The sequence below is a fragment of the Mesorhizobium sp. WSM4906 genome, from assembly GCF_029674625.1.
GTDB lineage: Bacteria > Pseudomonadota > Alphaproteobacteria > Rhizobiales > Rhizobiaceae > Mesorhizobium.
In genome coordinates, this window is sequence record NZ_CP121355.1 from 4,592,988 (window position 1) to 4,619,597 (window position 26,610).

The following is a 26,610-nucleotide window of genomic DNA, read 5'->3' on the forward strand; positions in this document are numbered from 1 at the left end:
CGATCCTCACCCGAAATGCAAAACCCGCGGGGTCGCTGCCCGCGGGTTTCTCATTTGCAGTCGTGCGGCGGCTTACGAGGCGCCGTGCGCGAGCACGGCAAGCAACAGCAGCGCGACGATGTTGGTGATCTTGATCGCCGGATTCACGGCCGGGCCGGCGGTGTCCTTGTAGGGGTCGCCGACCGTGTCGCCGGTGACCGAGGCCTTGTGCGCCTCTGAGCCCTTCAGGTGCTTGACCCCGCTCTTGTCGGTAAAGCCGTCCTCGAACGACTTCTTGGCGTTGTCCCAGGCGCCGCCGCCGGAAGTCATCGAGATGGCGACGAAGAGACCGTTGACGATGACGCCGAGCAGCGAGGCGCCGAGAGCCGCGAAGGCCGAGGCCTTCGAGCCCGAGATCAAGAGCACGCCGAAATAGACGACGAGCGGCGCCAGCACCGGCAGCAGCGAGGGAATGATCATTTCCCGGATCGCGGCCCTGGTGAGAAGGTCGACGGCGCGCGCATAATTCGGCTTGGACGTGCCGGCCATGATGCCCTTGTCCTCGCGGAACTGCTTTCGCACTTCTTCGACGATCGATCCTGCCGCGCGACCGACGGCGGTCATGGCGATGCCGCCGAACAGATACGGGATCAGGCCGCCGAAGATCAGGCCGGCGACGACATACGGGTTGGAGAGGTCGAAGGAGATCTCGCCCATGCCCTGGAAGTAAGGGAACTTGTCGCCGTTGGCGGCAAAGAATCTGAGGTCGTTCGAATAGGCGGCGAACAGCACCAGCGCGCCGAGGCCGGCGGAGCCGATGGCATAGCCCTTGGTCACCGCTTTGGTGGTGTTGCCGACGGCGTCGAGCGCGTCGGTGGAGTGGCGCACTTCTTTTGGCAGGCCCGACATTTCGGCGATGCCGCCGGCATTGTCGGTGACCGGGCCGAAGGCGTCGAGCGCCACGATCATGCCGGCAAGGCCGAGCATGGTGGTGACGGCGATCGCCGTGCCGAAGAGACCGCCGAGCTGGTAGGTGGCGATGATGCCGCCGACGATGACGATGGCCGGAAGCGCCGTCGATTCCAGCGAGACGGCGAGGCCCTGGATGACGTTGGTGCCGTGACCGGTCACCGAGGCCTGGGCGATCGAGTTCACCGGCCGCTTGTTGGTGCCGGTGTAGTATTCGGTGATCACCACGATGAGCCCGGTCACCAGCAGACCGATCAGGCCGCAGATGAACAGGTTTTTGCCGGTGATGGCAAGGCCGCCGACATTGCCGATCTCACCCCAGCCCAGCACCGCCGAGGTGGCCAAGGCCAAGCCGACGATGGACAGCAGGCCGGTGACGATGAGGCCCTTGTAAAGGGCGCCCATGATCGAGCCGTTGGAGCCCAGCTTGACGAAGAAGGTGCCGACGATCGAGGTCAGGATGCAGGCGCCGCAGATGGCGAGCGGATAGAGCATGGCGGCGCCAAGCACCGCCGTGCCGCCGAAGAAGATGGAGGCCAGAACCATGGTGGCGACGACCGTCACCGCATAGGTTTCGAACAGGTCGGCGGCCATGCCGGCGCAATCGCCGACATTGTCGCCGACATTGTCGGCGATGGTGGCCGGGTTGCGCGGATCGTCTTCCGGAATGCCTGCCTCGACCTTGCCGACGAGGTCGCCGCCGACATCGGCACCCTTGGTGAAGATGCCGCCGCCGAGACGGGCGAAGATCGAGATCAGCGACGCGCCGAAGCCGAGCGAGACCAGCGAGTCGATGACGACGCGGTCGTTCGGCTGCAGGCCCATGGGGCCGGTCAGGACGGCGTAGTAGATGGAGACGCCGAGCAGCGCCAGGCCAGCCACCAGCAGGCCGGTGATGGCGCCGGACTTGAAGGCGATGTCGAGGCCGGCGGCGAGGCTGTTGGAGGCGGCCTGCGCGGTGCGCACATTGGCGCGGACCGAGACATGCATGCCGATGAAGCCGGCAGCGCCCGACAGCACGGCGCCGATCAGGAAGCCGATCGCGGAAGTGATGGAGAGCAGCCACCAGGCGAGCAGAAGCACGACGATGCCGACGACGGCGATGGTGGTGTATTGGCGCGCCAGATAGGCCTGGGCGCCTTCGCGGATGGCCGCGGAGATTTCCTGCATGCGCTGATTGCCCTGATCGGACGCAAGGACCGAACGTGTCGCCCAGATGGCGTACAGAACTGACAGCAAGCCGCAGGCGATGACGGCGGTAATGATGGTCATTGCCGGATTTTCCTCGATTGATGCCCAGAAGAACCCCTCCCTGGGCCGTTGGAACGGGGATGAAGGCCGCGCACGGAATCCACCCCTTGGCTGCGGTGTATGCGAAACAGGGCTCGGAACGTCAAGATATTGTTCGGTTTTTGCCCGGCTTTCGCCCGAAAGTGGAAGATGGCCGCATCCTTTCCCCTCCAGCCTTCGAATTAGATCGATTGAAATGACGCGAGGGAATTCAGCCCTGGCTGAGATCGCGGCCGATCGCCGATAGGCTACTCCGCTTCCCGCCCCATCCGGCGCGCGGCGTAGCGCTCGATTGCCGACAGGCCGTCATAGATCAGCACCGCCAGCGCGGCGACGATCAGGCCGCCCTGCAGCACGAAGGCCAAATTGTTCGAGATCAGGCCGGCGATGATCACCTCGCCCAGCGTCTTGGCAGCCACGGTCGAGCCGATGGTCGCGGTGGCGAGGCTGATGACCACGGAAAGCCGAATGCCGCCCAGGATCACCGGAGCGCTGAGCGGGAGCTCGACCTTCGTCAGCCTTTGCCAGCCGGTCATGCCGGCGCCGCGCGCCGCTTCCATGACGTTGCCCGGCAGGGTGGTGAGCGCGGTCAGCGCGTTCTCGAAGATCGGCAGCAGCCCGTAGAGGAAGAGCGCGATCAGCGTCGGCTTCTCGCCGAAACCGACCGCCGGCACCGCAAGCGCCAGCACCGCGACGGGCGGAAACGTCTGGCCGATATTGACCAGGCTGCGCGACAGCGGCAGGAATTCCGCCCCGGCGGGCCGAGTGACCAGGATGGCGAGCGCGACGGCGACGATCGTCGCGGCCACCGTGGCGACGAGCACGGTCCTTAGATGCAGCAGTGTCAGCGTCAGCAGGCTGCCCTGGTTGTAGATCGCTGGCGCGCCGTTCTCGGTCAGCGGCCGGAGCAGCGGCTCGAACCAGACCGGGCTGGCGATGAAAACCACCAGCAGTACAAGAAGCGTCAGCCTCAGCAGCGTAGGCGGCCAGGCCTTCATGCCGGCCTCGCGCGTTTCACCAGTCCTTCAACGGTGACGCGCCCGAGCGGCTTGCCGTCGGCGCCTTTCACCGGCAGCGCCGGACGGCCCGTCCACAGAAGCTCGGCGAGTGCATCGCGCTGGCTGGCGTCGCCGGGAATCGCCTCGCCCTCGGCGCCGCCGGGCTCCACGGCATCGCGCACGCGGCCGAGCGACAGGAGCCGGAACGGCCGTTCGCTGGAGCCGACGAGGGTTTCAACGAAGCCATTTGCGGGCTTCGCCAGGATCTCCGCCGGTTTGGCGTATTGCAGCACCTTGCCGGCATCCATGACGGCGATCTTGTCGCCCATATGCACGGCCTCCTCCATGTCATGGGTGACAAGGACGATGGTGGTGCCGAAGCGCTTCTGGATCGCCAGGAGATCCTCCTGCGCCTTGGTGCGGATGATCGGGTCGAGCGCGCCGAAGGGCTCGTCCATCAGAAGCACATTGGGTTCCGCGGCAAGCGCGCGCGCAACGCCGACGCGCTGCTGCTGGCCGCCGGAGAGCTCATGCGGATAGCGCGGACCATACGCCTGCGGGTCTAGCTGGTAGAGCGTCATCAGTTCTTCGACGCGAGCGTTGATGCGCTCCTTGTCCCAACCGAGCAGCAGCGGCACCGTGGCGATGTTCTGCGCGACTGTCCGGTGCGGGAAAAGGCCATGGCCCTGGATGGCGTAGCCGATGCTGCGGCGCAGCTCGTATCCGGGCAGGGAGCGATTGTCGGCGCCGTCGATCTTGATCACTCCGGAACTCGGCTCGACCAGCCGGTTGATCATCCTGAGCAGGGTCGTCTTGCCGGAGCCGGAGGTGCCGACGATCACGGCGATGGTGCGCGGCTCGACGACCATCGAGACGTCGTCGACAACGGCAGTTCCGTTATAGCGCTTGGTGATGCCTTCGATCTCGATCATGCGGGGTCCGCCCTGCGCTTGGTGGAGGTCATTTCGATGACCGCGTCGAGGATGATCGCGGCAGCAAAGGCCAGCGCCACGGTGGGCACGGCGCCGAGCAGCACAAGGTCCATCGCCGTCTGGCCGACGCCCTGGAAGACGAACACGCCGAAGCCACCGCCGCCGATCAGCGCAGCGATGGTAGCAAGGCCGATGTTCTGCACCAGCACGATGCGGATGCCGGTCAGGATCACCGGAAAGGCGAGCGGGAACTCGACATCGAACAGGCGCTGGCGGTCGGTCATGCCCATGCCGCGGGCGGCATCGTTGGCGGCGCGCGGCACGCCGGCAAGGCCGACCACTGTGTTCGCTACCACCGGCAGCAGCGAGTACAGAAACAGCGCAACGAAAGCGGGCGCGGTGCCGATGCCCCTGATGCCGGCCTCCGCGGCGCCCGGCACATGCGCGGCGATCCAGCCGAGCGGCGCAATCAGCAGGCCAAAGAGCGCGATCGACGGGATGGTCTGGATGATGTTGAGCACGTTCAGCACCCCTGCCCGCAGTGCCTCGACGCGGTGGCATAGGATGCCGAGCGGAACTCCAGCGACCACCGCGGCTGCCAGCGAGCCGAGCGCCAGCGTGATGTGCTTGGAGCCTTCCGCCCAGAAACTGTCGGCGCGGCTGGCATATTCCTTGAGGATGGAAAGGCTGTTCCAGCTTCCTGATACGAGCAACGCGCCGATGGCGAGCGCGGCGACGGCAAGAACGCCGACGCGCGCCAATGGCGAGAGGTTCAGCCGGGTCAGCACATCGGCCAGAAGCAGCGTGAAGGCGAAGATCAGCAGCCAGAAGCCCGAGGCCGGCGCGACGCGGGCGAAGGTGTTGCCGGCGGGCGTCAGGAAACCTCCGGCAACGCCGATCAGGACGGCAAGAGCGACCAACGCAACGACGCTGGCCGCCAGCCTTAGCAAGAGGGGCGTCCTCAGCAGGGCGACGATGCCGCCGACGAGCAGTATCGCCAGCAGCAGGACGCCAAGCGTGGACGGCAGCGCTTCGAGGATCGAGCGCGCCTGTCCGGGCACGATGCGGTTGGCGCGGAAGGTGGCGAAGGGTGCCGCGAAGGCGGCGTAGGCGACGATCAGGGCGATCACCACGCCGAGCTTGTCGAAGCGGGGGATCATAACCGGCCCGCGCGGCTATTTGGAGGGGCAAAATCAGAAAGGCCTCGTTCCGTCGCGCCCCCCTCTGTCCTGCCGGACATCTCCCCCACAAGGGGGGAGATTGGCAGCTTCGTCGCCGCCGCTCTCCAAGCACTGCTGGAGATATGCGAAAGCCTGCGCGAGGTCCGATCTCCCCCCTTGTGGGGGAGATGTCCGGCAGGACAGAGGGGGGCGCCTCGCAACGGCGTAACGTCGATCAACGCGAGAGCTGCCTACTTCAGAAACCCGTTCTTCTTGAGGAAATCTTCCGCCACCGCCTTCGCGGGCTCACCACCCAGTTGGACGCGGCCGTTGAGCTGCTGCAGCGTGGCGAGATCGAGCTTGGCGAACACCGGCTTCAGCAGCGACTCGATTTCCGGATGTTCCTTCAACACCTTCTCGCGGATGATCGGCGCCGGCTGATAGACGGGTTGCACATTCTTGTCGTCTTCGAGCACGACGAGGCCCGAGGGCTGGATACCGCCGTCGGTGCCATAGACCATGGCGGCGTTGGCGCCATTGGTCTGGTTGGCGGCCGCGGCAATGGTCGCTGCCGTGTCGCCGCCGGAGAGCGTGATCAACTGGTCCGGCTTCAGCTTGAAGCCGTAAGTGGTCTGGAATGCCGGCAGGGCCGCCGCCGAGTTGACGAACTCGGCCGAGGCAGCAAGAACGACCTTGCCGCCGCCGGAGACATACTTGCCGAAGTCCGACAGGGTGGTGAGCTTGTTCTCGTCGGCGACCTCCTTGCGCAATGCAATCGCCCAGGTGTTGTTGGCTGGCGACGGCGACAGCCAGACGATCTTGTTGGCGTCATAGTCGAGCTTCTTGGCGGTCTCGTAGGCCTTGGCGGCATCCTTCCAAACCGGATCGTCCGCCTTCTGAAAGAAGAAGGCGGCGTTGCCGGTATATTCGGGATAAATGTCGATCTCGCCGGCGGTGATCGCCTTGCGCACCACGGGCGTGGCGCCAAGCTGGATGCGATCGGTGGTCTTGATGTTGTTGGCGTTCAAAACCAGCTGGATGACGTTGCCGAGCACACCGCCCTCGGTGTCGATCTTCGAGGAAACCACCACCTGCGCGTAAGCCGAAGCCGAGGTGATGCCGAGCGCGATCGCTGCTACGGCGAGCTTTCTGATTGAAAACATGTGAAAATCCCTTGTTGTGAACCGATGGGTCGGTGGCCGCATATGAGCATGGCTTTAACGCGCCGTCGGGGTACACGGTTTCATAACTAGCGGGATGCACGCAATAATTTTGTTCCCGGCGCGAATGCCGCGCCGCGCCATGTCCAGACAGCGTAATGTCAGTTGGCTCTGCGCAAGCCCGGCAGCTTCAAGGCGCCCAGCGCGACGAAGCAGAGCGCGACAACCGGGAACACGACCCAGTTCAACATCGTCCAACCCCAGGCGTTGTAGATCGCGCCCGACATCAGCGACGCGAAGGCGACCGAACCGAACAGGACGAAATCGTGGAAGCCCTGCACCTTGCCCTTTTCGGACGGCCGGTAGCAGGCCGCGACCATGGCGGTCGCGCCGATGAAGCTGAAATTCCAGCCGAGGCCGAGCAGGATAAGCGCGGTCCAGAACTGCCAGAGCGCGAGGCCGGAAAGCGCCACCGCCCCGCAACCGATGAGCAGGACCAGCCCGATGGCGACGATGCGCTCGGCGCCGAAGCGGTGGATCAGCGAACCGGTGAAGAAACTCGGCCCGAACATCGCCATGACATGCCAGGAAATGCCGAGCGTCGCATCGTCGGTCGAGAGCCCGCAGCCGACCATGGCGAGCGGCGCGCCGGTCATGACGAAGCTCATCAGCGCGTAGCTGCCGACGGCGCAGAACAGCGCCGCGACGAAGCGTGGCTGGATGGCGATCTCGACCAGTGGCCGAGCGTCGCTTTGCTCGGTTGTCGCGACCCTGCCCGCCGGCATCGACATATGCAGGAAGGACAGGACAACCGCGCCGACTGCCGCCAGTACGAGGATGGAGGCGAAGGATCCGGCAAACATCACCGGAGCCAGAAGCTCACGGGTGTAGATGACGATCTGCGGCCCGAGAATGGCGGTGACGATGCCGCCCGCCAGCACGAAGGAAATGGCACGCGCCTTGAATTCAGGCGATGCGTTGTCGGCGGCGGCAAAGCGGAACTGCTGGACGAAGGCACCGCCGACGCCGATCACGCCGAGACCGAAGGCAAAGAGCCAGAAGCTCGCCTGGAAGAGCGCAAGCGTCGCGATCAGGCCGCCGAGCGCCGTGACGACGGTGCCGGCCATGAAGCCGCCGCGGTGGCCTAGCCGGCGGATGATCGCGGCTGCCGGCAGCGCGCCGAGCGCCACCCCGAGATTGAAGCCGGTGACAGGCGCCGTCGCCAGCGATTTGTCGGGCCCGAGCAGATAATGGCCGGCAAGCGCCCCGAGCGAAATGGCGATCGGCGCGGCGGAGCCGACGATCGCCTGGGCAGCCGCCAGGAGCACTGCCGTGCGGCGCGCTTCCCTACCGGGCCTGGCGACAACTGCCGTGGCGGTCACGATGCGTCCTTGCCGCGACCCTCGCCACGCACCCGGCGCGAGACACGGTCGAGAACGGCGTTGACCAGCTTCGGCTCATCTTCCTCATAGAAGGCCTTGGCGATGTCGACATATTCAGAGACGATCACGGCCACCGGCACGTCCTCGCGCTTCATCAATTCATAGACGCCGGCGCGCAGGATGGCGCGCAGCGTCGAATCCAGCCGCGAGAGCGGCCAGTCTTCGGTCAGCGCCTGTCGGATGACCGGGTCGATGGTCTTCTGGTTCTCGACGACGCCGGTCAGGATGGCGCGGAACCACTGCGCGTCGGCCTCGCGATAGAGCGCGCCGTCGACTTCCTTGCCCAGGCGGAAGGCCTCGTATTCGGCGGTGATCTCGAAAACGCCGCTGCCGGCCACATCCATCTGGTAGAGCGCCTGGACGGCGGCAAGACGGGCGGCACCCCGCTTGTTGGCTTGGCGCACCGCACCGGTGGAGGCAGGATCGCTCACGATTGGGCTCCGAATTTCTCTTTGAGCGCGATCATGGTCAGCGCCGCGCGCGCCGCGAACCCGCCCTTGTCGCCCTCCGTGCGCTTGGCGCGCGTCCATGCCTGCGCATCGTTCTCGGTGGTCAGAATGCCGTTGCCGATCGCGATCGCTTCCTGCACGGAAAGGTCCATCAGCGCACGGCTCGATTCATTGGCGACGATGTCGAAATGATAGGTGTCGCCACGGATGATCGTGCCGAGCGCGACGAAGCCGTCATAGTGCGTCCCACCTTCGCCGGCGCCGTCCAGCGCGAAGGTGATCACGGCCGGTATTTCGAGCGAGCCGGGAACGGTGACGACATCATAGGTGGCGCCGGCTTCGTCCAGCGCGCTGGTCGCGCCTTCGAGCAGCGCGTCGGCGAGGTCGTCGTGAAAGCGCGCCTCTACAATGAGCAGATGCGCCTTCGCCTTCGGACGAATGAACGCTTTGCCGTGTTCGGATATGCCAGCCATAAAAGTCTCCGGGGGGTTGCCGGTGACTTAGGCCGAAGCCGGATTGATCGCAAGCACAAGATTGGCAGTGGTGACGGCTTGCCTATCGCATCTTTGGGTAAGGCGCCGGGAGCGGATGGCCAGTACCGAGGCTTTCAGCCCAGGCGAGAACAGCTCCGTGGTCCACCACGCGGCCGGCATCTACATCGGCCATTGCTTCGCGCGTCAGCCGCTCTTGCCATTTGGAATTCTCACGCTCCATTGACCTCCCCTCCTCATTTGAACAACTCCGCGATATCGGCCATTGGCCGAAACAGCTTCATTGGCTGATCCGGAAATGGTAGAAAACTCTCGCGTTCGTAGAAGAGCCGCGCGTTCTCGTCCTTTGCATCGACAATGACGGCGAACGAGGCAATCTCGCTGCTGAGCGACCGAAGCAAGGCATCGGCAAGGAGGTATCGGCCGTAACCCCGGCCCTGTAGCCGTCGATCGACGGCCAAGCGACCGAGCAGCGTCGCTGGGATGAGCGGATAACGCGGCAGCTTGCTGACAATCTGGGCAGGCCATTCGCCGACATTCACCGCGGTGGATGAAAGCGTGTAATAGCCGGCGATAGCTCCATCCGGCATGACCAGCACGAACGGCGCTGCAATGTTCTTGCGGGCGTCTTGCCCCGCCTGCATCCGGAGATACCGATCTAGCGGTTCTGCGCCGCTCTCGAACAAGGTCCTGTCGTGCTGCGGGCCAAGCACCTCAACTCGTAAGGAACCCTCGGTCGAGCCCGTCACCTCAGGTGGCAGTGGCTTGGCGATACCGACGCACCGTATCGCGCAGACGATCGTTCACCGGCTTCGGATTGATGAGGGCATCCACGAAGGCCCTGCTGTCGCGAACAGACAGATCGAGCCGCTGGTGCTCCTCGATGGTCCGGCGCGCAGCTTCCTGGACGCTGGTCAGCACGAAATCCGTCACGGTGCGACCCTGAAGCGCCGCAGCATGTTCGATCAGGCTCTTCTGATCCGTCGTGATGCGTGCCTCCAGACGTTCGCCACGGGCGCGACTGCGAGGTGGATGGGTATGTGCCGTCATCGTCATATCTCCTGAAAACAATGTACGGCCAACAGCCGGCAGCTTCAAGCCCTGCTCACAGCCCCTCCTTAGCTGCCTCCGCCAGGCGCGCCGCGTAGCGGGCCATCGTATCGATCTCGAGGTTGACGCGGTCGCCGGCCTGACGCTCGCCCCAGGTGGTGACGCTCAGCGAATGCTGGATCAGAAGCACGTCGAAGCGGGTCCCTTCGACATTGTTGACGGTGAGCGAGGTGCCGTCGAGCGCGACCGAGCCCTTCGGCGCGATGAATTTTGCCAGATGCCGCGGCGCTTCCAGCGTGAAGCGCACGGCATCGCCCTCCTCCTTGCGCTCGACGATCTCGGCGGTGCCGTCGACATGGCCGGAGACGATATGACCGCCGAGCTCGTCGCCGATCTTCAGCGCCCGTTCGAGATTGATCCTGGTGCCGGATTTCCAGCTCGACGCCGTGGTCAGCCGCAGCGCTTCCTCCCAAGCCTCGACCTCGAACCAGCGGGCGTTCGAGCCATGCTCGGGCAACGCGGTGACCGTCAGGCAGACGCCGCCGCAGGAAATCGAGGCGCCGATCGCAATGGTTTCGGGGTCGTAGGCCGTGTCAATGCGCAGGCCGACGCCTTCGCTCAGAGGCTTTGCCGTCGCGACGGTGCCCACATCGGTAACGATCCCGGTAAACATCACAAATCCCTTATCCACTCGGCGTAGCTGTCCTCGCCGAAGCGCATCTGACGCAACTCGCGGAACCCTGCCGGGATATGGTCGGCGTCGATGGGCGATGCAATGCCGTCCTCGCCGATCGCTTCCGGGCCTTGGAACAGGACGATGCGGTCAACCAGCTCTTCCTCCAGGAAGGCTCTAGCCACCTTGGCGCCGCCCTCGACCAGCACGCTTGCCATGCCGAGCGCCGCCAGATCCTCCAGCAGTTCCGGCAGGGCCACTTCGCTCTCATACGTTTCCGTGCCGATGAAGTGCACGCCTACACGTTCGAGCGCGGTCCGCCGATGCGGATCTGCCTCGGGGCACGCGGCGACATAGAGCGGAACACGGTCAACGCCGGAAACAAGCTTGGACGCCTCCGGCAACCGGATCTGGCGATCGAGGATGATGCGCGCCGGCGAGCGGTTCTCCAGGCCGGGCAGCCGCACGGTCAGCGCCGGGTCGTCCTCGAGGGCAGTGCCGATGCCAACCAGGATGGCGTCGGCCTCGGCGCGCATCAGATAGACTTCGCGCCTGGCGATCTCGCCAGTTATCGCGACCTGGCCGGCGCCTCTCCTGCCGATCTTGCCGTCGCTGGAAAGCGCAAGCTTCAGGATAACTTCCGGGCGTTTTTTCAAAGATCGAATCAAATAGCCGGCCATCTGCTCCGCGGCTTCGGTGGCCAGCACCTTCTCCACCACTTCGACGCGGGCGGCGCGCAGGATGGCGTAGCCCTTGCCGGAGACGCGCGGATCGGGATCGCTTGCCGCGCCGACGACGCGCGCAATGCCGGCATTGACCAGCGCGTTGGCGCAAGGCGGCGTGCGACCATGATGGGCGCAAGGCTCCAAGGTGACATAAGCCGTAGCACCTCGCGCGAGCTCGCCGGCCTCGGTCAGCGCCTCGGTCTCGGCATGCGGCCGGCCGCCGATGGCGGTGACGCCCGTGCCGACGATCATCGGACCGGCGCCGTCGTCGCGCACGATGATCGTACCGACGGAAGGATTGGTCGAGGTGCGGCCGGCGTTGCGGCGCGACAGCCGGATGGCCGCGGCCATGAAACGGCGATCAAGGGCCGCCTGTTCGGCCTCGCTCAATCGGGATTCCGCCATGATCAGCCGGCGTCCTCTTCGGTCTTCTCCTCGTCGCCCTTCAGCTCGCCCAGCAGCTCGTGAAAATCCTTGGCCTCACGGAAATTGCGGTAGACCGAGGCGAAGCGGACATAGGCGACATCGTCGAGCGACTTCAGCGCCTCCATGACCAGGCGACCGACCTCGCCCGAAGCCACTTCCGTTTCGCCCGAGCTTTCGAGCTGCCGCACGATACCGGTCACCGCGCGGTCGATGCGCTCGGGATCGACATTGCGCTTGCGCACCGCGATCTCGACCGAGCGCAAAAGCTTGTCGCGGTCGAACGGCACCTTGCGGCCGGACTTCTTGATGACGACGAGGTCGCGTAGTTGCACACGCTCGAAGGTGGTGAAGCGGCCGCCGCAATCCGGGCAGACGCGGCGCCTGCGGATCGCCGCGCCGTCTTCGGCGGGACGCGAATCCTTCACCTGCGTATCTTCGGACTGACAATAGGGGCAGCGCATGGAGAGCCTTGGGTTCGCGATTCTGTGGCGAAAGGATTAGAGCCTTTTGTGCCTCAGAGATAGCGAGGCGCGAGCAAGATTGCCAGCGCCCGCCCCGACCGCCCGGTCGGTGTCAGGGCGCAACGTCCTTGGTCGCGAAGCCGCAGGAGGTGCCGAGATTGCGATAGGCCTTGGTGAACCCATCCATCGGAATGCTGACAACAGCCTGCTTACCGAAGGCGATGTCGAGCGAGGTGACTTTGCGCATGGCGCGTAACAGCGCCAGGCTGGTCTTGGCCTTGTTGTCGACCATCCAGCTCGGGCGGCCGTTGACGGCATCGGCGGAGGAAACCGTCGCCGAAACCTTGACGCCGGGATCGCCGAAGGTCGCCGCGATGTTCTTGCCGGTCGGCAGATCCTTGTTGTCGACGGTGATCATGACGGCGGGGTAGGCATCGGGCGGCAACGCGTCACCGGTCGAGATCGACAGCGTCAGCGTGCCGGCATTGCCGTTGCCGTCGACGAAGGCCGTCGAGGCGGCGCAGGTCTTGTGCGCGTCCTGCCCGGTATCGAGCGTATCGATGATCGTGGTCCATCTGCCGAAGGTCGTGGTGGCCGGCATGTCGGCGCTCGGCTGCGTCTGCTCTTGGGCAGCCACGCCGGATACAGCGAAAGCGGCCAGCGAGCTGAACAGGGCCAGGGTGGCAGGATGGAAATTGCGCATCATCAAGTCTCCAGTAAGCGGCGCCGCCCGATCAAGGCGGCGCCTAGCGCAGGATAAAAGATGACGCGAAGCGCGTGGTCAACCAAGCAAGGGGGTCAACCGAGATAGGGGTAGAGCGGGAACCGATCCGTCAACGCCGTGACCTTGGCCTTGACCGCAGCCTCGACCGCCGCGTTGCCCTCGTCGGAATTCGCCACCTTCAGCCCGTCCAGCACCTCGGCGATCAGCTTGCCGATCTCGCGGAATTCGGCCTGGCCGAAGCCGCGCGTCGTGCCGGCCGGCGTGCCCAGACGGACACCGGAGGTGACGAAGGGCTTTTCCGGGTCGAACGGGATGCCGTTCTTGTTGCAGGTGATGTTGGCGCGGCCGAGAGCCGCCTCGGCGCGCTTGCCGGTGGCGTTCTTCGGGCGCAGGTCGACCAGCATCAGATGGTTGTCGGTGCCGCCCGAGACGATATCGAGGCCGGTTTCCTGAAGGCTCGAAGCCAGCGCCTTGGCATTGGCGACGATGCTTTCGGCGTAGGCCTTGAAGCTCGGCTTGAGCGCCTCGCCGAGCGCCACCGCCTTGGCGGCGATGACATGCATCAGCGGACCGCCCTGCAGGCCCGGGAAGACCGCCGAGTTCATCTTCTTGGCGATCTCCTCGTCGTTGCACAGGATCATGCCGCCGCGCGGGCCGCGCAGCGACTTGTGTGTCGTCGTGGTCACGACATGGGCATGGGGCAGCGGCGACGGGTGCATGCCGCCGGCGACGAGGCCGGCGATGTGGGCCATGTCGACCATCAGATAGGCACCGATCGAATCGGCGATCTCGCGGAAACGCTTCCAGTCCCAGATGCGGGAATAGGCGGTGCCGCCGGCCAGGATCAGCTTCGGCTTGGTCTCATGCGCGGTCTTCTCGATCGCGTCCATGTCGAGCAGATGGTCGTCCTTGCGCACACCGTAGGAGACGACCTTGAACCACTTGCCGCTCATATTGACCGGCGAGCCGTGGGTGAGATGGCCGCCGGAATTCAAGTCGAGGCCCATGAAGGTATCGCCGGGCTGCAGCAGCGCCAGGAACACGGCCTGGTTCATCTGGCTGCCCGAGTTCGGCTGGACGTTGGCGAAGTTGCAGCCGAAGAGCTTCTTGGCGCGCTCTATGGCCAGTTCCTCGGCCACGTCGACGAACTGGCAGCCGCCATAGTAGCGCTTGCCCGGATAGCCCTCGGCATATTTGTTGGTCATGATCGAGCCCTGCGCTTCGAGAACGGCTCTGGAAACGATGTTTTCCGAGGCGATCAGCTCGATCTCATGGCGCTGACGGCCGAGCTCGTTGCGGATGGCGCCGAAGATTTCCGGATCGGCATCGGCAAGCGTGGTCTCGAAGAAGGATTCGAATTTGCTGGAGGCTACCGCGGCGTCTGACATGGCTTGCTTTCCCTTGGGGCCGGAGGTCTGCGAGGTCGCCGCGCCATTAACACAGTTGTTTCGAGCCCGCCACGTTTGCGGCGCGAAATTTGCTAGCCGGATTGCGCCAAGCCAATCGGCTGAACCGTTATTTCCTGTCCCGTCGGCTCTTGAGCAGGGCCTCGGTCAGCGTGATCTCGGAAAGCAGCGCGCGCATCGTGTGGTCGTTGATCTCGCGGCTGCGGAACATGGCGCGCACGGCAGCGCGCTCCGCCTCGATGCCGGCGTGCCTAAGCTCGAGCTCCAGCCGCCCTGCTTCGCGCGCGTCGGCACGCGCCTCATCGGCTTCGTCGGAGGCCGCGATGCGGCGCCGGTAGCCGGCAACGATGCTGTCGGCGACCGCAAGCCGGGCTTCGGCCGCTTCGCCTTCCTCGCCGCCTTCACCGGCGAGACTCTCGATCGTGGCGATGGCCGCGTTGGCCGCGCCTACACGAGCCCGGCGTTCTTCGGCCGCGCCCGGATCCTCGCCCGGCTCCACCAGCCCGCGCGCGATCCTCGGCAGGGCAAGGCTGGCGATCACCAGCGAGCAGATGATGACGCCGGCTGCGAGAAAGATCACCACGTCTCGCGCCGGAAAGGGCGAGCCATCCTGCAGCGCGAGCGGCAGCGACAGAATACCTGCCAGCGTGATCGCGCCACGCACGCCGGCCACCGATCCGGCAAGCCTGACATGGAAACCAAAGGGTTCCGCCTTGCGCTTGCCGAACCGCGCGGCGATCACCGACGCGATGTCGCCGATCCAGATCCAGAGGAAGCGCAGGCCGATCAGGCAGAGCGTCAAAATGAGCACGGTCAGCGCCGGCTCGAACAGCCAGTGCCGGCTGGTGAGCTCGGGCGGAACCCTGCGGATGATGTCGGGAAGCTGAAGGCCGAGCAGGATGAAGAGAGCGCCGTTGAAGATAAACGCCAGCGTCGACCATAGCGACATCGCCTGGATGCGCGCCGAGACCGACAGATGGCGGAAAATGCCCGAGGTTCCGGTGAGCAGACCGGCGGTGACCGCGGCCAGGATGCCGGAGGCGCCGACATGCTCGGCGATGAGATAGGCGACGAAGGGCAACAGGATCATGACCAACACCTGCGCCTCCGCCGGTGTGCCGCCGATGCGGCCGAGCACTTGCAGCGCCTTGGCGGCGATGAACAGCGCGCCGATGCCGGCAAGGATGCCGGCTGCCACGGCATAGAGGAAACTCAGCGACGCGTCGGCGAAAGAGAAGCTGCCGGTCAGCGCGGCCGCAACGGCGAAGCGGAACATGACCAGGCCGGACGCATCGTTGAGCAGGGATTCGCCTTCCAATATGTGCATCAGCCGGGCCGGAACGACATTGCGGTCGACAATCGACGACACCGCGACCGCATCGGTCGGCGACAGCACGGCGGCCAAAGCGAAGGCGACCGTCAGCGGGATGCTCGGCACCAGCCAGTGGAGCGCGTAGCCGAAGCCGACGATGGTGAAGAAGACCAGTCCGATCGCGAGATCGAGGATCGGCCCGCGCAGCTCGATCAGCTCCCGCTTCGGCGCGGCGAAAGCGTCGCCGAACAGAAGCGGCGGGATGAACACCAGCAGGAAGAGTTCCGGATCGATCTCGACATGCAGGCCGCCCGCCGGCCAGGCAAGGGCTGCGCCGATGGCGATCTGCAGCACTGGCAGAGGCACGCGCACCAGCCGCACCAGCGCCCCCGAAAGCGCCACGAAAGCGAGCACGACGAGAATGAAAATGGCGACTTCCATGGTGCGATTCCGGCTCTCCGGCCGACCATGCGCAATTGCCGGCGCTGCGTCCAGACAGGCGGCCTCAACTGGCTGATCTTCCCGCTGACAGGTGCCGCGGTTACAGTCCAGTCCCCCGTGCCTGACGACAAAAAAGGCCGCTCCAGGAGCGGCCTTTTGTTCGAAATATCAGTTGTTTACAGTGCAGACGTAATCTGCAGCTCGCTGTTGCCGTCGAGGCCGTAGATGTCGTCGCGGAACTGGACGACGCCAGGCCCGGTCGACCATGCCGACAGGTAAAGGAAATGGACCGGCACCGGATTGACGACCTGCACCGGGGTGTTCTCGCCGGTCTTGATCGCCGCCTCGAAATGCTGGCGGTCCCAGCCGGGCGTGTCGCGCAGGATCCAGGTGACGAGGTCGCGCACGTTCTGGACGCGCACGCAGCCCGAAGAGTCGAAGCGCATCAGCTTGCCGAACAGGCTCTGCTGCGGCGTGTCGTGCATGTAGACGCCGTCCGGGCTCGGGAAATTGATCTTGACCGAGGCCATGGCGTTGCCGGCGCCGGGATCCTGGCGGAAGCGGTACTTGGCGGCATCGTCCGTCGACCAGTCGATGGTCATCGGATCGACCTCGCTGCCGTCCGGCGCGAACAGGCGGATGTGGCTGTCCTTGAGATAATTGGGATCCTTCCGCATCAGCGGAATGATGTCCTTGCGCACGATCGAGACCGGCGCGTTCCAGTAAGGATTGACGATGATCTCGTTGATCTTGGAATTCACGATCGGCGTCTGGCGGTCGATCTTGCCGACGATCGCGGTGTGGCGAAGCACGACGCGGTCGTTCTCCACGGCTTCGATCTGCGCCGCCGGAATGTCGACCAGCACATAGCGGCTGCCCAGCGTGCCGGCCTTTTCCTTCAGGCGCTGCAGATTGGTCTGCAGCTGGCCGAGCCGGATCTGCGCCGAGACGTTCATCGCCGCATAGGTGTATTTGCCCATCGCGCCGTCGGCCGGCAGGCCATGGCGAAGCTGGAAGCGCTTGACCGCGGAATCGACGTAGGAATCGAAGGCCGTCGAAATGCCGGCGCTCTGCGGCAGGTCGCCCGAGATCATCAGCCGCTTGCGCAACGGCACGACATCAGGGTCGTCGACGCCGAGCTGCAATTTCTTGGTCGCCGGAACCTGCTCCCAGCCGCCCTGGCCGACGATGTTCTGGTACTGCGCCACCGCCTGCTCGGTGAAGGCGACGGTCTGCTGGCTGAAGATCGGCAGCGTCGAAGCGACCTTGTTCGTATTGTTGGCGCGGGCGTCGAACTGATCGTCCCAATTGCCGCGGGCCGAGGATTTGAGGATATCCCCGACCACATCCTGCGCGCTGGCATGGCCGGCGACAACGGCGGCGGCGAGCGCAGAGGCTCCGGTAAGGAAGAAACGGCGGCTGGTTCTCATGGACGTTCCAGACATTCTAGCTGTATTCGATCTCGCTCAGTTTTGCTCTACTGGCGGGTTGCCCGCACTCTAGGGTCGGCAATCTTAACAATTAGCCAACCATGTCCCGCATCGCCCGGCTGCCGGAAACGCACAGCCTCGAGGCAGGTTCCAGGAGGCGCAGGGCACAGGCCCGCAGCGTCACCCGCATTCTCGCTTTCACCGTGATTATGGCGGCAACGTGGCCTTGACCCGCGATTTGCCTTCGACGAGACGACGAAAGATGGGAGCGATGCTTTTCTGCACTGGCCCTAAAGCGCGTCACGATCTTTCAGATTCGCTCCATGCGCTTTAGGTTTTTGATTTTACGCATGTCTTTATCCCGAAACCGGTTCCCACTTTCGGGAGACATGCTTTTAGTCGGTTGCTTCCCTTGCAGGGCACCATAGCCGGTACGCACGACTTCTGGGCAAGGCTGGAATTCCCTTGGTGACAGGAAAGGACCGGCGCGTTTCGGCGCCGTCCCATATTCTTCCCCGGGGGACCGCGCTTCTTCGGCGCGGCTTCGATGTCTCAGGTTTGAACGCGCTTACATCCGATAAGCGATCGTGTCGTTCCAGAAGCGGTCGAGACGCTGGAGCGCGCGGTTCATTTGCTTGAACTCGTCGGTGTTGATGCCGCCGACCGCCTCGATCGAGCCGACATGGCGCTCATAGAGCCCGGCTACGACGTCGGCCACCTCGTTGCCCTTCGGCGTCAGCGAGACGCGCACCGAGCGGCGGTCGATGCGCGAGCGCTGGTGGTTGATGAAGCCGAGGTCGACCAGCTTCTTCAGATTGTAGGAGACGTTCGAGCCGAGATAATAACCACGCGAGCGCAGCTCGCCGGCGGTCAGCTCCGAATTGCCGATGTTGAACAGCAGTAGCGCCTGGATGGCGTTGATGTCGGAGCGGCCGTTGCGGTCGAACTCGTCCTTGATCACGTCAAGCAGACGGCGATGCAGACGCTCCACCAGCTGCAGCGATTCCATGTACAGCGAACGGATCGCCTCGCGGCGATCGTCGGATACGTTGGCGGTCTTCGCCGCCGGACGCGAATTGATCATTGTCTTTGCCTCTCGTTTGTCGCCCGGTGATTTTTTGTTCTTCACCTTGATCGCGACACTATCGAATACTCATAAAATTCGACTTAAACGCCAGGGCTAACAAGAGCTTACCGGTAAGAGGTTTCGAAAGAGGCTTAACGAACGGTCACACGAGCAAGAACAATTAACCTAAAGATTTAGCCAACGGTTTTAGGGCAAACCGCCGACCCCGCACCTAGGTTCCCCGAGCCGTTCGGCAACCTAAGGCGCTGCCCACTTTCGGGCGACATGCATTTGCTTTGATGCATATCGTTCTCCCGAAACCGGTGCCCACTTTCGAGCGACATGCATTACTGCCGGAGCTGGCGCTTCTGCAGCCATATGATCACCCGGAAGACGATATAGAGCAGCGCGACACAGGCATGCGAGACGACGATCAGCAGCCTGTGGCCGAAGAGGTCGGGAAAGCCGGCATACATGACGGTCTCGGTCGCCGCGCAGATGAACCAGATCACCGGTCCCCAGGAGGCGAGCATCCAGAGGCCCGCGGCGGCGAAGGGAAAGAAGACGGCAAGCGTGGCCGCGGCCACCTGCCAGTGCACCGGCATCAGGTCGAAGCGCCATAGCTCGCCCGGATAGATGCCGATCAGCCGGATCCAGTAGAGGATGCCGAAGAGCAGGCAATAGCCGGCAATCACGCGCTGGAACCAGGCGAAGATGATCTCGGTGGTCGAGGGCTGCAGCACCACGCGCCTGGAGGTTACCTCGCTCATAGCTCGAGCTCCGCAGCCTCGAGCGGCGCGAAATAGGCGTCGATATCGGCTGCCCTCACCGCTTCGAAGCTGGCTGGCCGCCACTCAGGCTTCGAGCCCTTGTCGATGATGGCGGCCCGGATGCCTTCGTAGAAATCGTGGCCAGCAAGCATCCGGTTGAGGATTCGAAACTCCATCTTCATGCACTCGTCCATCGACAGCGTCACCCCGGCGCTGATCTCGCGCCAGGCGACGTTGAGGCTGGTCGGCGAGCGCGTCCTGATCGTCGCCAGGGTCTTGGCGGCGAAGGCATCGGTGGCGGCAGCCTCCTCAAGGCTGGCGATGATGCCGGCGAGCGAGGCTTGCGAGAAGTGGCGCGCGATCGAATCCAGATCCTGTCGCTCGGTCTCGCGCTTCGCCGGGGTGAAGAAATCGCGCAGCTCCGCGTTCGGATCGCCGCTTGTCGCGAGTTCGTCGAGCAGGCCGGCCTGGTCCTCGGCCTTGATCGTGTGCGTGGCGAGGCCCGACCACAGCGCATCGCCAAAGCGGATGCGGTTTCCCGTCAGCCCCAGATACATGCCGAAGCTGCCGCCGAGATCCGGCAGCAAGTGGCTGGCGCCGACATCGGGGAAGAAGCCGATGCCGACCTCGGGCATGGCGAACTGCGCGTTCTCGGTCAGCACGCGGTGCGAGCCGTGGAAGGAAATGCCGACGCCGCCGCCCATGACGATGCCGTCGATCAGCGCGACATAGGGCTTCTTGAAGCGCGCTATGCGGGCGTTGAGCCGGTATTCGTCGGCGAAGAAATCGACCGGCGGCTTGCCGGCGCGGCCGGCCTCGTAGATGTGCAGGATATCGCCGCCGGCGGAGAACGCCCTGCCCTCGGCCCTGACGACGACGGCGGCGACGCCGGCATCGCCCTCCCAGGCGTCGAGCGCCCTGCCGAGCGCCTTGACCATACGGTGGGTGACGGCATTGAGCGCCTGCGGCCGCGTCAGCGTGACGACACCCGCCTTGCCCAAACGCTCGAAGCGAATCTCGTCGCCTCCGCCAAAATCCATCACCAGAGAATCCTTCTCTCCGCCCTTCCAGGGGGATTGAAGTGCTAAAGGCGGCATAGGGATGCGTCAATGGCGGGATCGCCGCGCTGGCGACCAGCCGCGCCAGGTGTTAGGTAACCGGCAAATGGCTGCGTCCGCGCGGCCCGACAGACTTGCGAGCAAATCGACATGCCTGGATTTTCTCGTTTCGCGGCCGGATTTACATGCCTCCTATGGCTCGGAGCTCCCTCCGGCTTTGCCGCAACGCCGGCGGATCTCTACCAGGCACAGACCATCGTCACCGGTACAGGCGAGCCGAACCGCCAGATCGGCTTCAAGGATTGCCTGGAGAAGGTGCTGGTCAGGGTTTCCGGCGACCAGCGGCTGACGCAGAAATCGGAAATGCTGGCACTGCGCGACAAGGCAGCCGACTTCGTCCAATCCTTCCGCTACCACGACCGGCTGGAAGGCATTCCGATCCATGACGAGCAAGGCACCCATGACAGGCCGCACGACCTGACGTGCCTCTACAAGCCCGCGGTGGTCGACAAGCTTTTGGCGCAACTCGGCAGCAGGCCCTGGCACGGCGAGCGGCAGGCGCTCGCCGTCTTCCTCACGACCGAGCAGGGCGCGAGGCATTTCGTGCTGACGGCCGACGAGGATCGCGGCCAAACGATGCGCGAATCCTTCACCAACGCCACCGGTCCGCTGCTGATGCGCGTCACCTTTCCAAAAGCCAGGCAGCTTGCCGGGCTGGACGAGAAGGCGCTCTCCGCGGCGGATATGGCAAGGCTCGACCGGCTCGCGAAAAATGCGGGGGCGGCCCGGGCGCTTGCCGGCAGCATCGTGTGGAGCGACAAGGAACTCGGCTGGATCGCCGACTGGCGGCTGGCCGATCGCGGCAAGACCTATCAATGGCAAGCGCGCGGCGTCAGCTTCGACGAGGCTTTTCGCGTGGCCGTGAGGGGCGCGGCGCAGATCCTGTCGGGCAACGGGCAGCCGTGAGCCGCCATTCCGGCGGCGTCTTCACCTTGACGATCGCTGCTGCGCGGACCCGCCCCAGGCGCCGCTGCCGACCTTCCACAAGGGCGGCATGACGGCGAAAGGCAGCACCGTGTGCGCGATCGTTGCCGCGACGCGGCCGTTGCTCGATCCGATCGTGCGGTAGATCGCCTTGACATGCGCCTTGACGGCATCGACGCCGATGCCGAGCGCGGAGGCGATTTCCTCGTAGGAGCGGCCTTCGATGAGGCCGGACGCGACTTCGAGCTGGCGCGCGGTGAGGCTGGGAAAAGCGAGCCCCAACCGCTCCGCAGGCTTGACCCTGGCCAGGGTGCGCTGCTGCGCCTGCCGGTAGCTGCGCAATATATGCGGGCGATAAGCCTGCAGCCGGTCACGCTCCTCGTCGCTGAAGGGCGGCCGGCCGACGACGCGATGGCCGACGATCAGAAGCGAATAGCCCTCATGCTCCATCACCACGGCCATCATGCGGTGTGCGCCCGATGGCAGGAACGCTTCCTTCGCCATCGGCAGACCGAAGAACTCCTCGTCGCTGAAGAAGTCGGATTCGCGCAGCGCCCGCTCGCCATAGAAAGCCGGATCGTACTGCCAGAACGGATGGCTGAGCATGTGGCGGGCGAACGCCTCGACCGCGCGAGCACGGTTTTGCGGATCGTCGTCCACCGAAAGCAGGCTGCGGAATTCGCGGCTTCGGTGATGGTGTTCGGCATAGGAGACGACATCCGCGCCGATCAACCGGGCGACGCTGCCGAACAGCACGGCCGGCAGCTCGGCCAAATCCGGCTCGGCGGCATAAAGCGCGATGATTTCGTCCTTTAGAAGTTCGTCAGCCACGCTTACGCCACCGCTACATTAGTCCATTGAAAAATAACGGAAATCCGTTGTTGCTAAGGTGCCACAGATACGACCGAAAAGCTACAGGCAGCGGGACCTTGGACATGCTTTCGGCCGCCTCTATCCGTTCGGGTAATGGCCAATTCCCCAAGCACCGTGTCACCGGTTGCGTCGAGGCGAATGCGACCGCCGAGCATTGGCCCCGGGGGGTGTTCCCGCCGGCGGCCGGGACCTCGGACGGACACTGTCAGGGGTCAGAGCGGAGGGCGGCCGATGCGATGGAATTGGACGCGGGCATGAAGGCAAATGTCCTCTGGCGATCTTCTGCTGCCTCATTGCTGATCGGCGGCACGGTGTCCGTCTTCGGCTTCGCCTCCATTGAGCCGTCGCCGGCATTCGCGGCGGGGGGTGCGGGCGGCCCCGGCGTTGCCGGCGGCGTCAACCCGGGCGATCCCGGCCAGGATGCCCCTGTTGGCTCCGGCGGTGGCGGTGGCGGCGGTGGTCCGGGTGCGGCCGGTGGCACCGGCGGAGGCGAATTTTCCGGAGGCATTCTCCAGCCGGGAGCCCTGGGAGGAGCAGGCGGAACCACGCCTGGAGCGGATGGCGAGGATGGCGACACCGGCTACAGCCGCGGCGGGCCTGGCGGTGGTGGCGGCGGCGGCGGCGCGCATGGCATTGAGAGCACCACCACGATCGACAACCAAGCCGGTCAGACCCTGGCCGGCGGCAAAGGTGGAAATGGCGGCATCGGCGGTGCGGTCGGCTACGGCGGAGGCGGCGGCGCCGGCGGCTATGGCGCGGTGCTGAGCGCGCCCGGCCGAGTCAGCAATGCCGGCACAGTTACGGGCGGCGACGGCGGCAATGGGGCGACGCATGACTACGCCGGCGGCGGCGACGGCGGGACCGGTGTTCTCACAGGCGACGGCGCGACCGTCACCAACCAAGGCAACGGGTTGCTGCAAGGAGGGGCCGGAGGCTGGGGCTTCTATATCCTCGACTCAGGCAAGGGCGGCAGCGGCCTCATAGGTGGCAACGATGCAAACGTCACCAACCTTGACGCGGCTGCTATCGTCGGAGGCAATGGCGGCAGCACGCCCGTGGACAGCACCGGCAGCGTCGTCACAGGAGACCGGGGCCGCGGCGGGGATGGCGGCGCGGGTATCGAGCTCGGCAACAATGCGGTCATCTTCAATCGGAATGCAGCCACGATCGCTGGCGGCGATGGCGGCGACAGCCGACACGGCGATGGCGGCAAGGGAGGCTCCGGCATCAGCGTCGGGCTGGGGGCGACGATCGGCAACAGCGCATCGATCACCGGCGGCGACGGCGGAAACGCCGGCAGTGTTCTTGACGGGGTGCCTACGTTCGGGGGCGCGGGCGGCGCCGGCGTAAGCGGTTCCGGCCTTCTGACCAATACCGGAACGATCACCGGCGGCAATGGCGGCGCGGCCGGCGGCGCGAGCACTGCCGGCCAAGGTGGCGAGGGCGTCTCGGGATCGAATCTCACCATCATCAACAGCGGCACGATCAGCGGCGGCTTTGCCGCCGATGGCCTCGGCGTGCGAGCCAACGCCATCAGCTTCACCGGAGGCGTCAACCATCTGGAACTGCATGGGGGTTTTGCCGTCAACGGAAACGTGGTCGCGGCCGGCATGCAAGATACGCTGGCGCTTGGCGGCGCCGCCGACGGCGTCTTCGATGCCTCCGCCATCGGCTCGCAATACCAAGGCTTCGAGATATTCGAGAAAACCGGCTCGAGCACATGGAGGCTGACCGGCGCCACGGACGCGGTCACGCCGTGGATCATTGCCGGCGGCACTCTGTCAGTCTCTTCGGACGCCAATCTCGGCGATCCCGGCGGCAGTCTCACATTGGACGGCGGCACGCTGCAGAACACGGCTTCATTCACAAGCGCGCGTCAAGTCGTCATCGGCGACAACGGCGCCACGTTCCAGACCGACGCCAATCTTGCTTTGGCCGGAGCGATCAGCGGCGATGGCCTCTTCAACAAGAGCGGCGCCGGCACGCTGACGCTGTCGGGCACCAACAGCTATACCGGCGGCACCCGCATCCTCGCCGGCACGCTGGAGGCGGCCGGCGGCCACGCGATCGGCGACGCCTCCTCCGTTTTCCTGCTCGGCGGCAACTTGCGAATCCAAAATGACGAGACGATTGCCACGCTATCCTCGGGGGACACGGCTTTCGGCAATGTCGAGCTTGCCGGCGGCAATCTGACGGTCAGCCAGAACTCGGCCAGGGTCACCAGCTATTTCTACGGCGGCATCACCGGCAGCGGCGGCTTCATCAAGGACGGAACTTTCCGCCAAGTGCTGGCCGGCGACAGCAGCTACGCCGGTGCGACCCAGATCCTTGCCGGCACGCTGTTTGCCGTCGGCGCCGGGCGCGATTCCATTCCCGACGGTTCCGCGGCGACGATTGCCGCCGGCGCCACGTTGTCGCTGGTCCGGCCGACGACCGTGCTGCCCGGCGTGGAGAGCGACGACGAAACCATCGGCTCGCTCGCGGGTGCCGGCACTGTCCTTCTCGGCGGCAGCACGCTGACCGTGGGCGCCGACGGCACCAGCACGACTTTTTCGGGGCTCATCTCCGGAACGGGCGGCCTGACAAAGACAGGCGCCGGCGCGTTGAACCTCACCGGCGACAATTCCGGCTTCAGCGGCCCGACCTCGATCGAGGGCGGCACACTGCGGGTGAACGGCAACATCGGAGGCAATGTTGGCGTCGAGATCGGCGGCACGCTCGGCGGCTCGGGGACGATCGGCGGCAACGTCAGCGTCGCCGGCGTGATCGCGCCCGGCAATTCGATCGGCACGCTGACGGTGGACGGCGACTATGTTCAACTCGGAGGCTCGACATATGTCGCCGAGATCGACCCCGCCGGGAATTCCGATTTGATCGACGTAGGCGGCGTGGCGACGATAGAGGGCGGCACGGTCTTCGCACTGAAGGCACCAGGCGGCTACGCGGTGGGGACGCGCTATACGATCCTGACCGCCGATGGCGGCGTCACCGGCACCTATGGCGCGCTGACCCAGAACGCGCCCTTCGTCAGTCTCGCGCTGGTCTACGATCCCGGGGCCGTCTATCTCGATGTCACGCGCAACCAGGTCGCGTTCTGTGACGTCGCCGCCACCCGCAACCAATGCGCCACCGGTCAAGGCGCCGAGAGCCTTGGGCAGGGCAATGCGGTCTATGACGCGATCGCCGGCCTGCCCGACAGCGAAACCGCGCGCGCCGCCTTCGACCAGCTTTCCGGCGAGGTCCATGCCTCGATCAAGGGCGCGATGCTGGAGGACAGCCGCTTCGTGCGCGAGGCGGCAACGGCACGGGTGCGAAGCGCTTTCGAGGGTGTCGCTGCCTCGCCACTGCCGGTTATGGCCTACGGCGACGGTGGACCGGTATCGGCGCCAGCCGATATCGGTCGCTTCGCCGTATGGGCCCAGGCGTTCGGCTCTTGGGGCAAGATCGATGGCGACGGCAATGCGGCGGCTCTGGATCACGATACCGGCGGCCTGCTCGTCGGCGCCGATGCGCCGGTCGGCGACTGGCGCGTCGGCGCGCTGGCCGGCTACAGCCACTCGTCCTTCGACGTAGATGATCGCGCCTCTTCGGCATCGAGCGACAATTATCACCTGGGCGTCTATGGCGGTCGGCAATGGGGCGTTCTCGGCCTCAGGGCCGCCGCCGCCTATAGCTGGCACGATGTGGAGGCGGCCCGATCGGTCGCCTTCACCGGTTTCGCCGATGCACCGTCGGCCAGCTATGACGCGGGAACGGCACAGATATTCACCGAACTCGGCTACAGGATCGAGCCCGGCAACATCGGTTTCGAGCCGTTCGCCGGCCTCGCCTATGTCAACGTCCATACCGACGGCTTCACCGAGACGGACGGCCCGGCGGCGCTCGCCAGCCAGGCCTCCAATACCGACGCCACCTTCACCACGATAGGCCTGCGCGCCTCGACCGCCTTTGCGCTTGGCACCGTCAGCGCGACGGCGCGCGGCACACTCGGCTGGCGTCACGCCTTTGGCGACACCACGCCGCTGGTGGTCAACGCCTTTGCCGGCGGCAATAACTTCACCATTGCCGGCGCGCCGATCGCACGGGATGCCGCCGTTGTCGAGGCTGGTCTCGACCTCGACATCGCGCCCGAGGCCAGTTTCGGCCTGTCCTACTCCGGCCAGATCGCAAGCCGCGCCCGCAACCACGGCTTCAAGGCTCAACTCGGCTTCAGGTTCTGACCGCCTGACGAGGATCCGGCGTGGCCGTACGATGATGCCCGCGCCACACCACCGCGACAGCGCGCTCGCCTGTTTCACCGCTGCCATGGGCGTTCCGATTGCTGGCACAATCGTGTCGCAT

The 26,610-nt window shown here is 65.2% G+C and carries 24 protein-coding genes; 3 read left to right on the plus strand and 21 right to left on the minus strand.

The window, feature by feature from the left end:
• Nucleotides 1–72: 72 nt before the first annotated feature.
• On the minus strand, nt 73–2,220 hold the full coding sequence (locus QAZ22_RS22080; protein ID WP_278202807.1) for a sodium-translocating pyrophosphatase: 2,148 nt from the start codon (nt 2,218–2,220) through the stop codon (nt 73–75).
• 59 nt (nt 2,221–2,279) lie between these two features.
• On the opposite strand from QAZ22_RS22080, the gene QAZ22_RS22085 reads away from it, so the two are divergent.
• On the plus strand, nt 2,280–2,438 hold the full coding sequence (locus QAZ22_RS22085) for a hypothetical protein (RefSeq protein WP_278202808.1): 159 nt from the start codon (nt 2,280–2,282) through the stop codon (nt 2,436–2,438).
• Between the two features lie 48 nt (nt 2,439–2,486).
• On the opposite strand, the gene QAZ22_RS22090 is transcribed toward QAZ22_RS22085, so the two are convergent.
• From QAZ22_RS22090 to QAZ22_RS22180, 19 genes are all read right to left on the minus strand, one after another.
• Nucleotides 2,487–3,236 carry an ABC transporter permease gene (locus QAZ22_RS22090; protein WP_278202809.1) on the minus strand — a complete coding sequence of 250 codons (750 nt, stop codon included), beginning with the start codon at nt 3,234–3,236 and terminating at the stop codon, nt 2,487–2,489.
• Nucleotides 3,233–4,168, minus strand: coding sequence for an ABC transporter ATP-binding protein (locus tag QAZ22_RS22095; RefSeq protein ID WP_278202810.1), 936 nt, complete (start codon nt 4,166–4,168; stop codon nt 3,233–3,235). Before QAZ22_RS22095 ends, QAZ22_RS22090 begins: the two co-directional genes overlap by 4 nt.
• Nucleotides 4,165–5,328 carry an ABC transporter permease gene (locus tag QAZ22_RS22100; protein ID WP_278202811.1) on the minus strand — a complete coding sequence of 388 codons (1,164 nt, stop codon included), beginning with the start codon at nt 5,326–5,328 and terminating at the stop codon, nt 4,165–4,167. The genes QAZ22_RS22095 and QAZ22_RS22100 overlap by 4 nt, the downstream gene beginning before the upstream one ends.
• Nucleotides 5,329–5,579: 251 nt before the next feature.
• A complete protein-coding gene (locus QAZ22_RS22105; protein ID WP_278202812.1) occupies nt 5,580–6,491 on the minus strand; it encodes an ABC transporter substrate-binding protein in 912 nt (303 codons plus the stop codon).
• 158 nt (nt 6,492–6,649) lie between these two features.
• Nucleotides 6,650–7,870 carry an MFS transporter gene (locus QAZ22_RS22110; protein ID WP_278202813.1) on the minus strand — a complete coding sequence of 407 codons (1,221 nt, stop codon included), beginning with the start codon at nt 7,868–7,870 and terminating at the stop codon, nt 6,650–6,652.
• The gene (nusB, locus tag QAZ22_RS22115) at nt 7,867–8,361 is read right to left on the minus strand and encodes a transcription antitermination factor NusB (protein WP_278202814.1); all 495 of its coding nucleotides are present in this window, start codon (nt 8,359–8,361) and stop codon (nt 7,867–7,869) included. The genes QAZ22_RS22110 and nusB overlap by 4 nt, the downstream gene beginning before the upstream one ends.
• Nucleotides 8,358–8,852, minus strand: coding sequence for a 6,7-dimethyl-8-ribityllumazine synthase (ribH, locus tag QAZ22_RS22120; RefSeq protein ID WP_278202815.1), 495 nt, complete (start codon nt 8,850–8,852; stop codon nt 8,358–8,360). Before ribH ends, nusB begins: the two co-directional genes overlap by 4 nt.
• Nucleotides 8,853–9,106: 254 nt before the next feature.
• Nucleotides 9,107–9,619 (minus strand): GNAT family N-acetyltransferase, encoded by a 513-nt coding sequence (locus tag QAZ22_RS22125; protein WP_278202816.1) that lies wholly within the window; start codon nt 9,617–9,619, stop codon nt 9,107–9,109.
• Between the two features lies 1 nt (nt 9,620).
• The gene (locus QAZ22_RS22130) at nt 9,621–9,926 is read right to left on the minus strand and encodes a DUF1778 domain-containing protein (protein WP_278202817.1); all 306 of its coding nucleotides are present in this window, start codon (nt 9,924–9,926) and stop codon (nt 9,621–9,623) included.
• 49 nt (nt 9,927–9,975) lie between these two features.
• The gene (locus QAZ22_RS22135; protein ID WP_278202818.1) at nt 9,976–10,593 is read right to left on the minus strand and encodes a riboflavin synthase; all 618 of its coding nucleotides are present in this window, start codon (nt 10,591–10,593) and stop codon (nt 9,976–9,978) included.
• Nucleotides 10,593–11,723 (minus strand): bifunctional diaminohydroxyphosphoribosylaminopyrimidine deaminase/5-amino-6-(5-phosphoribosylamino)uracil reductase RibD, encoded by a 1,131-nt coding sequence (gene ribD / locus QAZ22_RS22140; RefSeq protein WP_278202819.1) that lies wholly within the window; start codon nt 11,721–11,723, stop codon nt 10,593–10,595. Before ribD ends, QAZ22_RS22135 begins: the two co-directional genes overlap by 1 nt.
• A 2-nt stretch (nt 11,724–11,725) precedes the next feature.
• Nucleotides 11,726–12,205: a transcriptional regulator NrdR gene (gene nrdR, locus QAZ22_RS22145; RefSeq protein ID WP_059184872.1), complete on the minus strand. Its 480-nt coding sequence runs from the start codon at nt 12,203–12,205 to the stop codon at nt 11,726–11,728.
• 112 nt (nt 12,206–12,317) lie between these two features.
• Nucleotides 12,318–12,908, minus strand: a complete 591-nt coding sequence (locus QAZ22_RS22150; RefSeq protein ID WP_278207905.1) for a hypothetical protein — start codon at nt 12,906–12,908, stop codon at nt 12,318–12,320.
• Between the two features lie 95 nt (nt 12,909–13,003).
• Complete coding sequence (glyA, locus tag QAZ22_RS22155; protein WP_127860348.1) at nt 13,004–14,317, minus strand: serine hydroxymethyltransferase; 1,314 nt, start codon at nt 14,315–14,317, stop codon at nt 13,004–13,006.
• A gap of 127 nt (nt 14,318–14,444) precedes the next feature.
• Nucleotides 14,445–16,088, minus strand: coding sequence for a Na+/H+ antiporter (locus tag QAZ22_RS22160; protein WP_278202820.1), 1,644 nt, complete (start codon nt 16,086–16,088; stop codon nt 14,445–14,447).
• 176 nt (nt 16,089–16,264) lie between these two features.
• On the minus strand, nt 16,265–17,518 hold the full coding sequence (locus QAZ22_RS22165) for a L,D-transpeptidase family protein (RefSeq protein ID WP_278202821.1): 1,254 nt from the start codon (nt 17,516–17,518) through the stop codon (nt 16,265–16,267).
• A gap of 568 nt (nt 17,519–18,086) precedes the next feature.
• Entirely contained in the window at nt 18,087–18,602 is a 516-nt protein-coding gene (locus QAZ22_RS22170; protein WP_040983294.1) for a MarR family winged helix-turn-helix transcriptional regulator, read from the minus strand.
• 329 nt (nt 18,603–18,931) lie between these two features.
• Nucleotides 18,932–19,354 carry a DUF6163 family protein gene (locus tag QAZ22_RS22175; RefSeq protein WP_278202822.1) on the minus strand — a complete coding sequence of 141 codons (423 nt, stop codon included), beginning with the start codon at nt 19,352–19,354 and terminating at the stop codon, nt 18,932–18,934.
• A complete protein-coding gene (locus tag QAZ22_RS22180) occupies nt 19,351–20,394 on the minus strand; it encodes a 3-hydroxyisobutyryl-CoA hydrolase (protein WP_278202823.1) in 1,044 nt (347 codons plus the stop codon). Before QAZ22_RS22180 ends, QAZ22_RS22175 begins: the two co-directional genes overlap by 4 nt.
• Before the next feature lie 168 nt (nt 20,395–20,562).
• On the opposite strand from QAZ22_RS22180, the gene QAZ22_RS22185 reads away from it, so the two are divergent.
• The gene (locus tag QAZ22_RS22185; RefSeq protein ID WP_278202824.1) at nt 20,563–21,378 is read left to right on the plus strand and encodes a DUF2066 domain-containing protein; all 816 of its coding nucleotides are present in this window, start codon (nt 20,563–20,565) and stop codon (nt 21,376–21,378) included.
• Nucleotides 21,379–21,399: 21 nt separating this feature from the next.
• Here the strand turns inward: QAZ22_RS22185 and QAZ22_RS22190 are convergent, their stop codons facing one another.
• A complete protein-coding gene (locus QAZ22_RS22190; RefSeq protein WP_278202825.1) occupies nt 21,400–22,227 on the minus strand; it encodes a helix-turn-helix transcriptional regulator in 828 nt (275 codons plus the stop codon).
• 296 nt (nt 22,228–22,523) lie between these two features.
• Here QAZ22_RS22190 and QAZ22_RS22195 point away from each other — a divergent pair, with 296 nt between their 5' ends.
• Nucleotides 22,524–26,489, plus strand: coding sequence for an autotransporter domain-containing protein (locus tag QAZ22_RS22195; protein WP_278202826.1), 3,966 nt, complete (start codon nt 22,524–22,526; stop codon nt 26,487–26,489).
• Nucleotides 26,490–26,610: the final 121 nt, after the last annotated feature.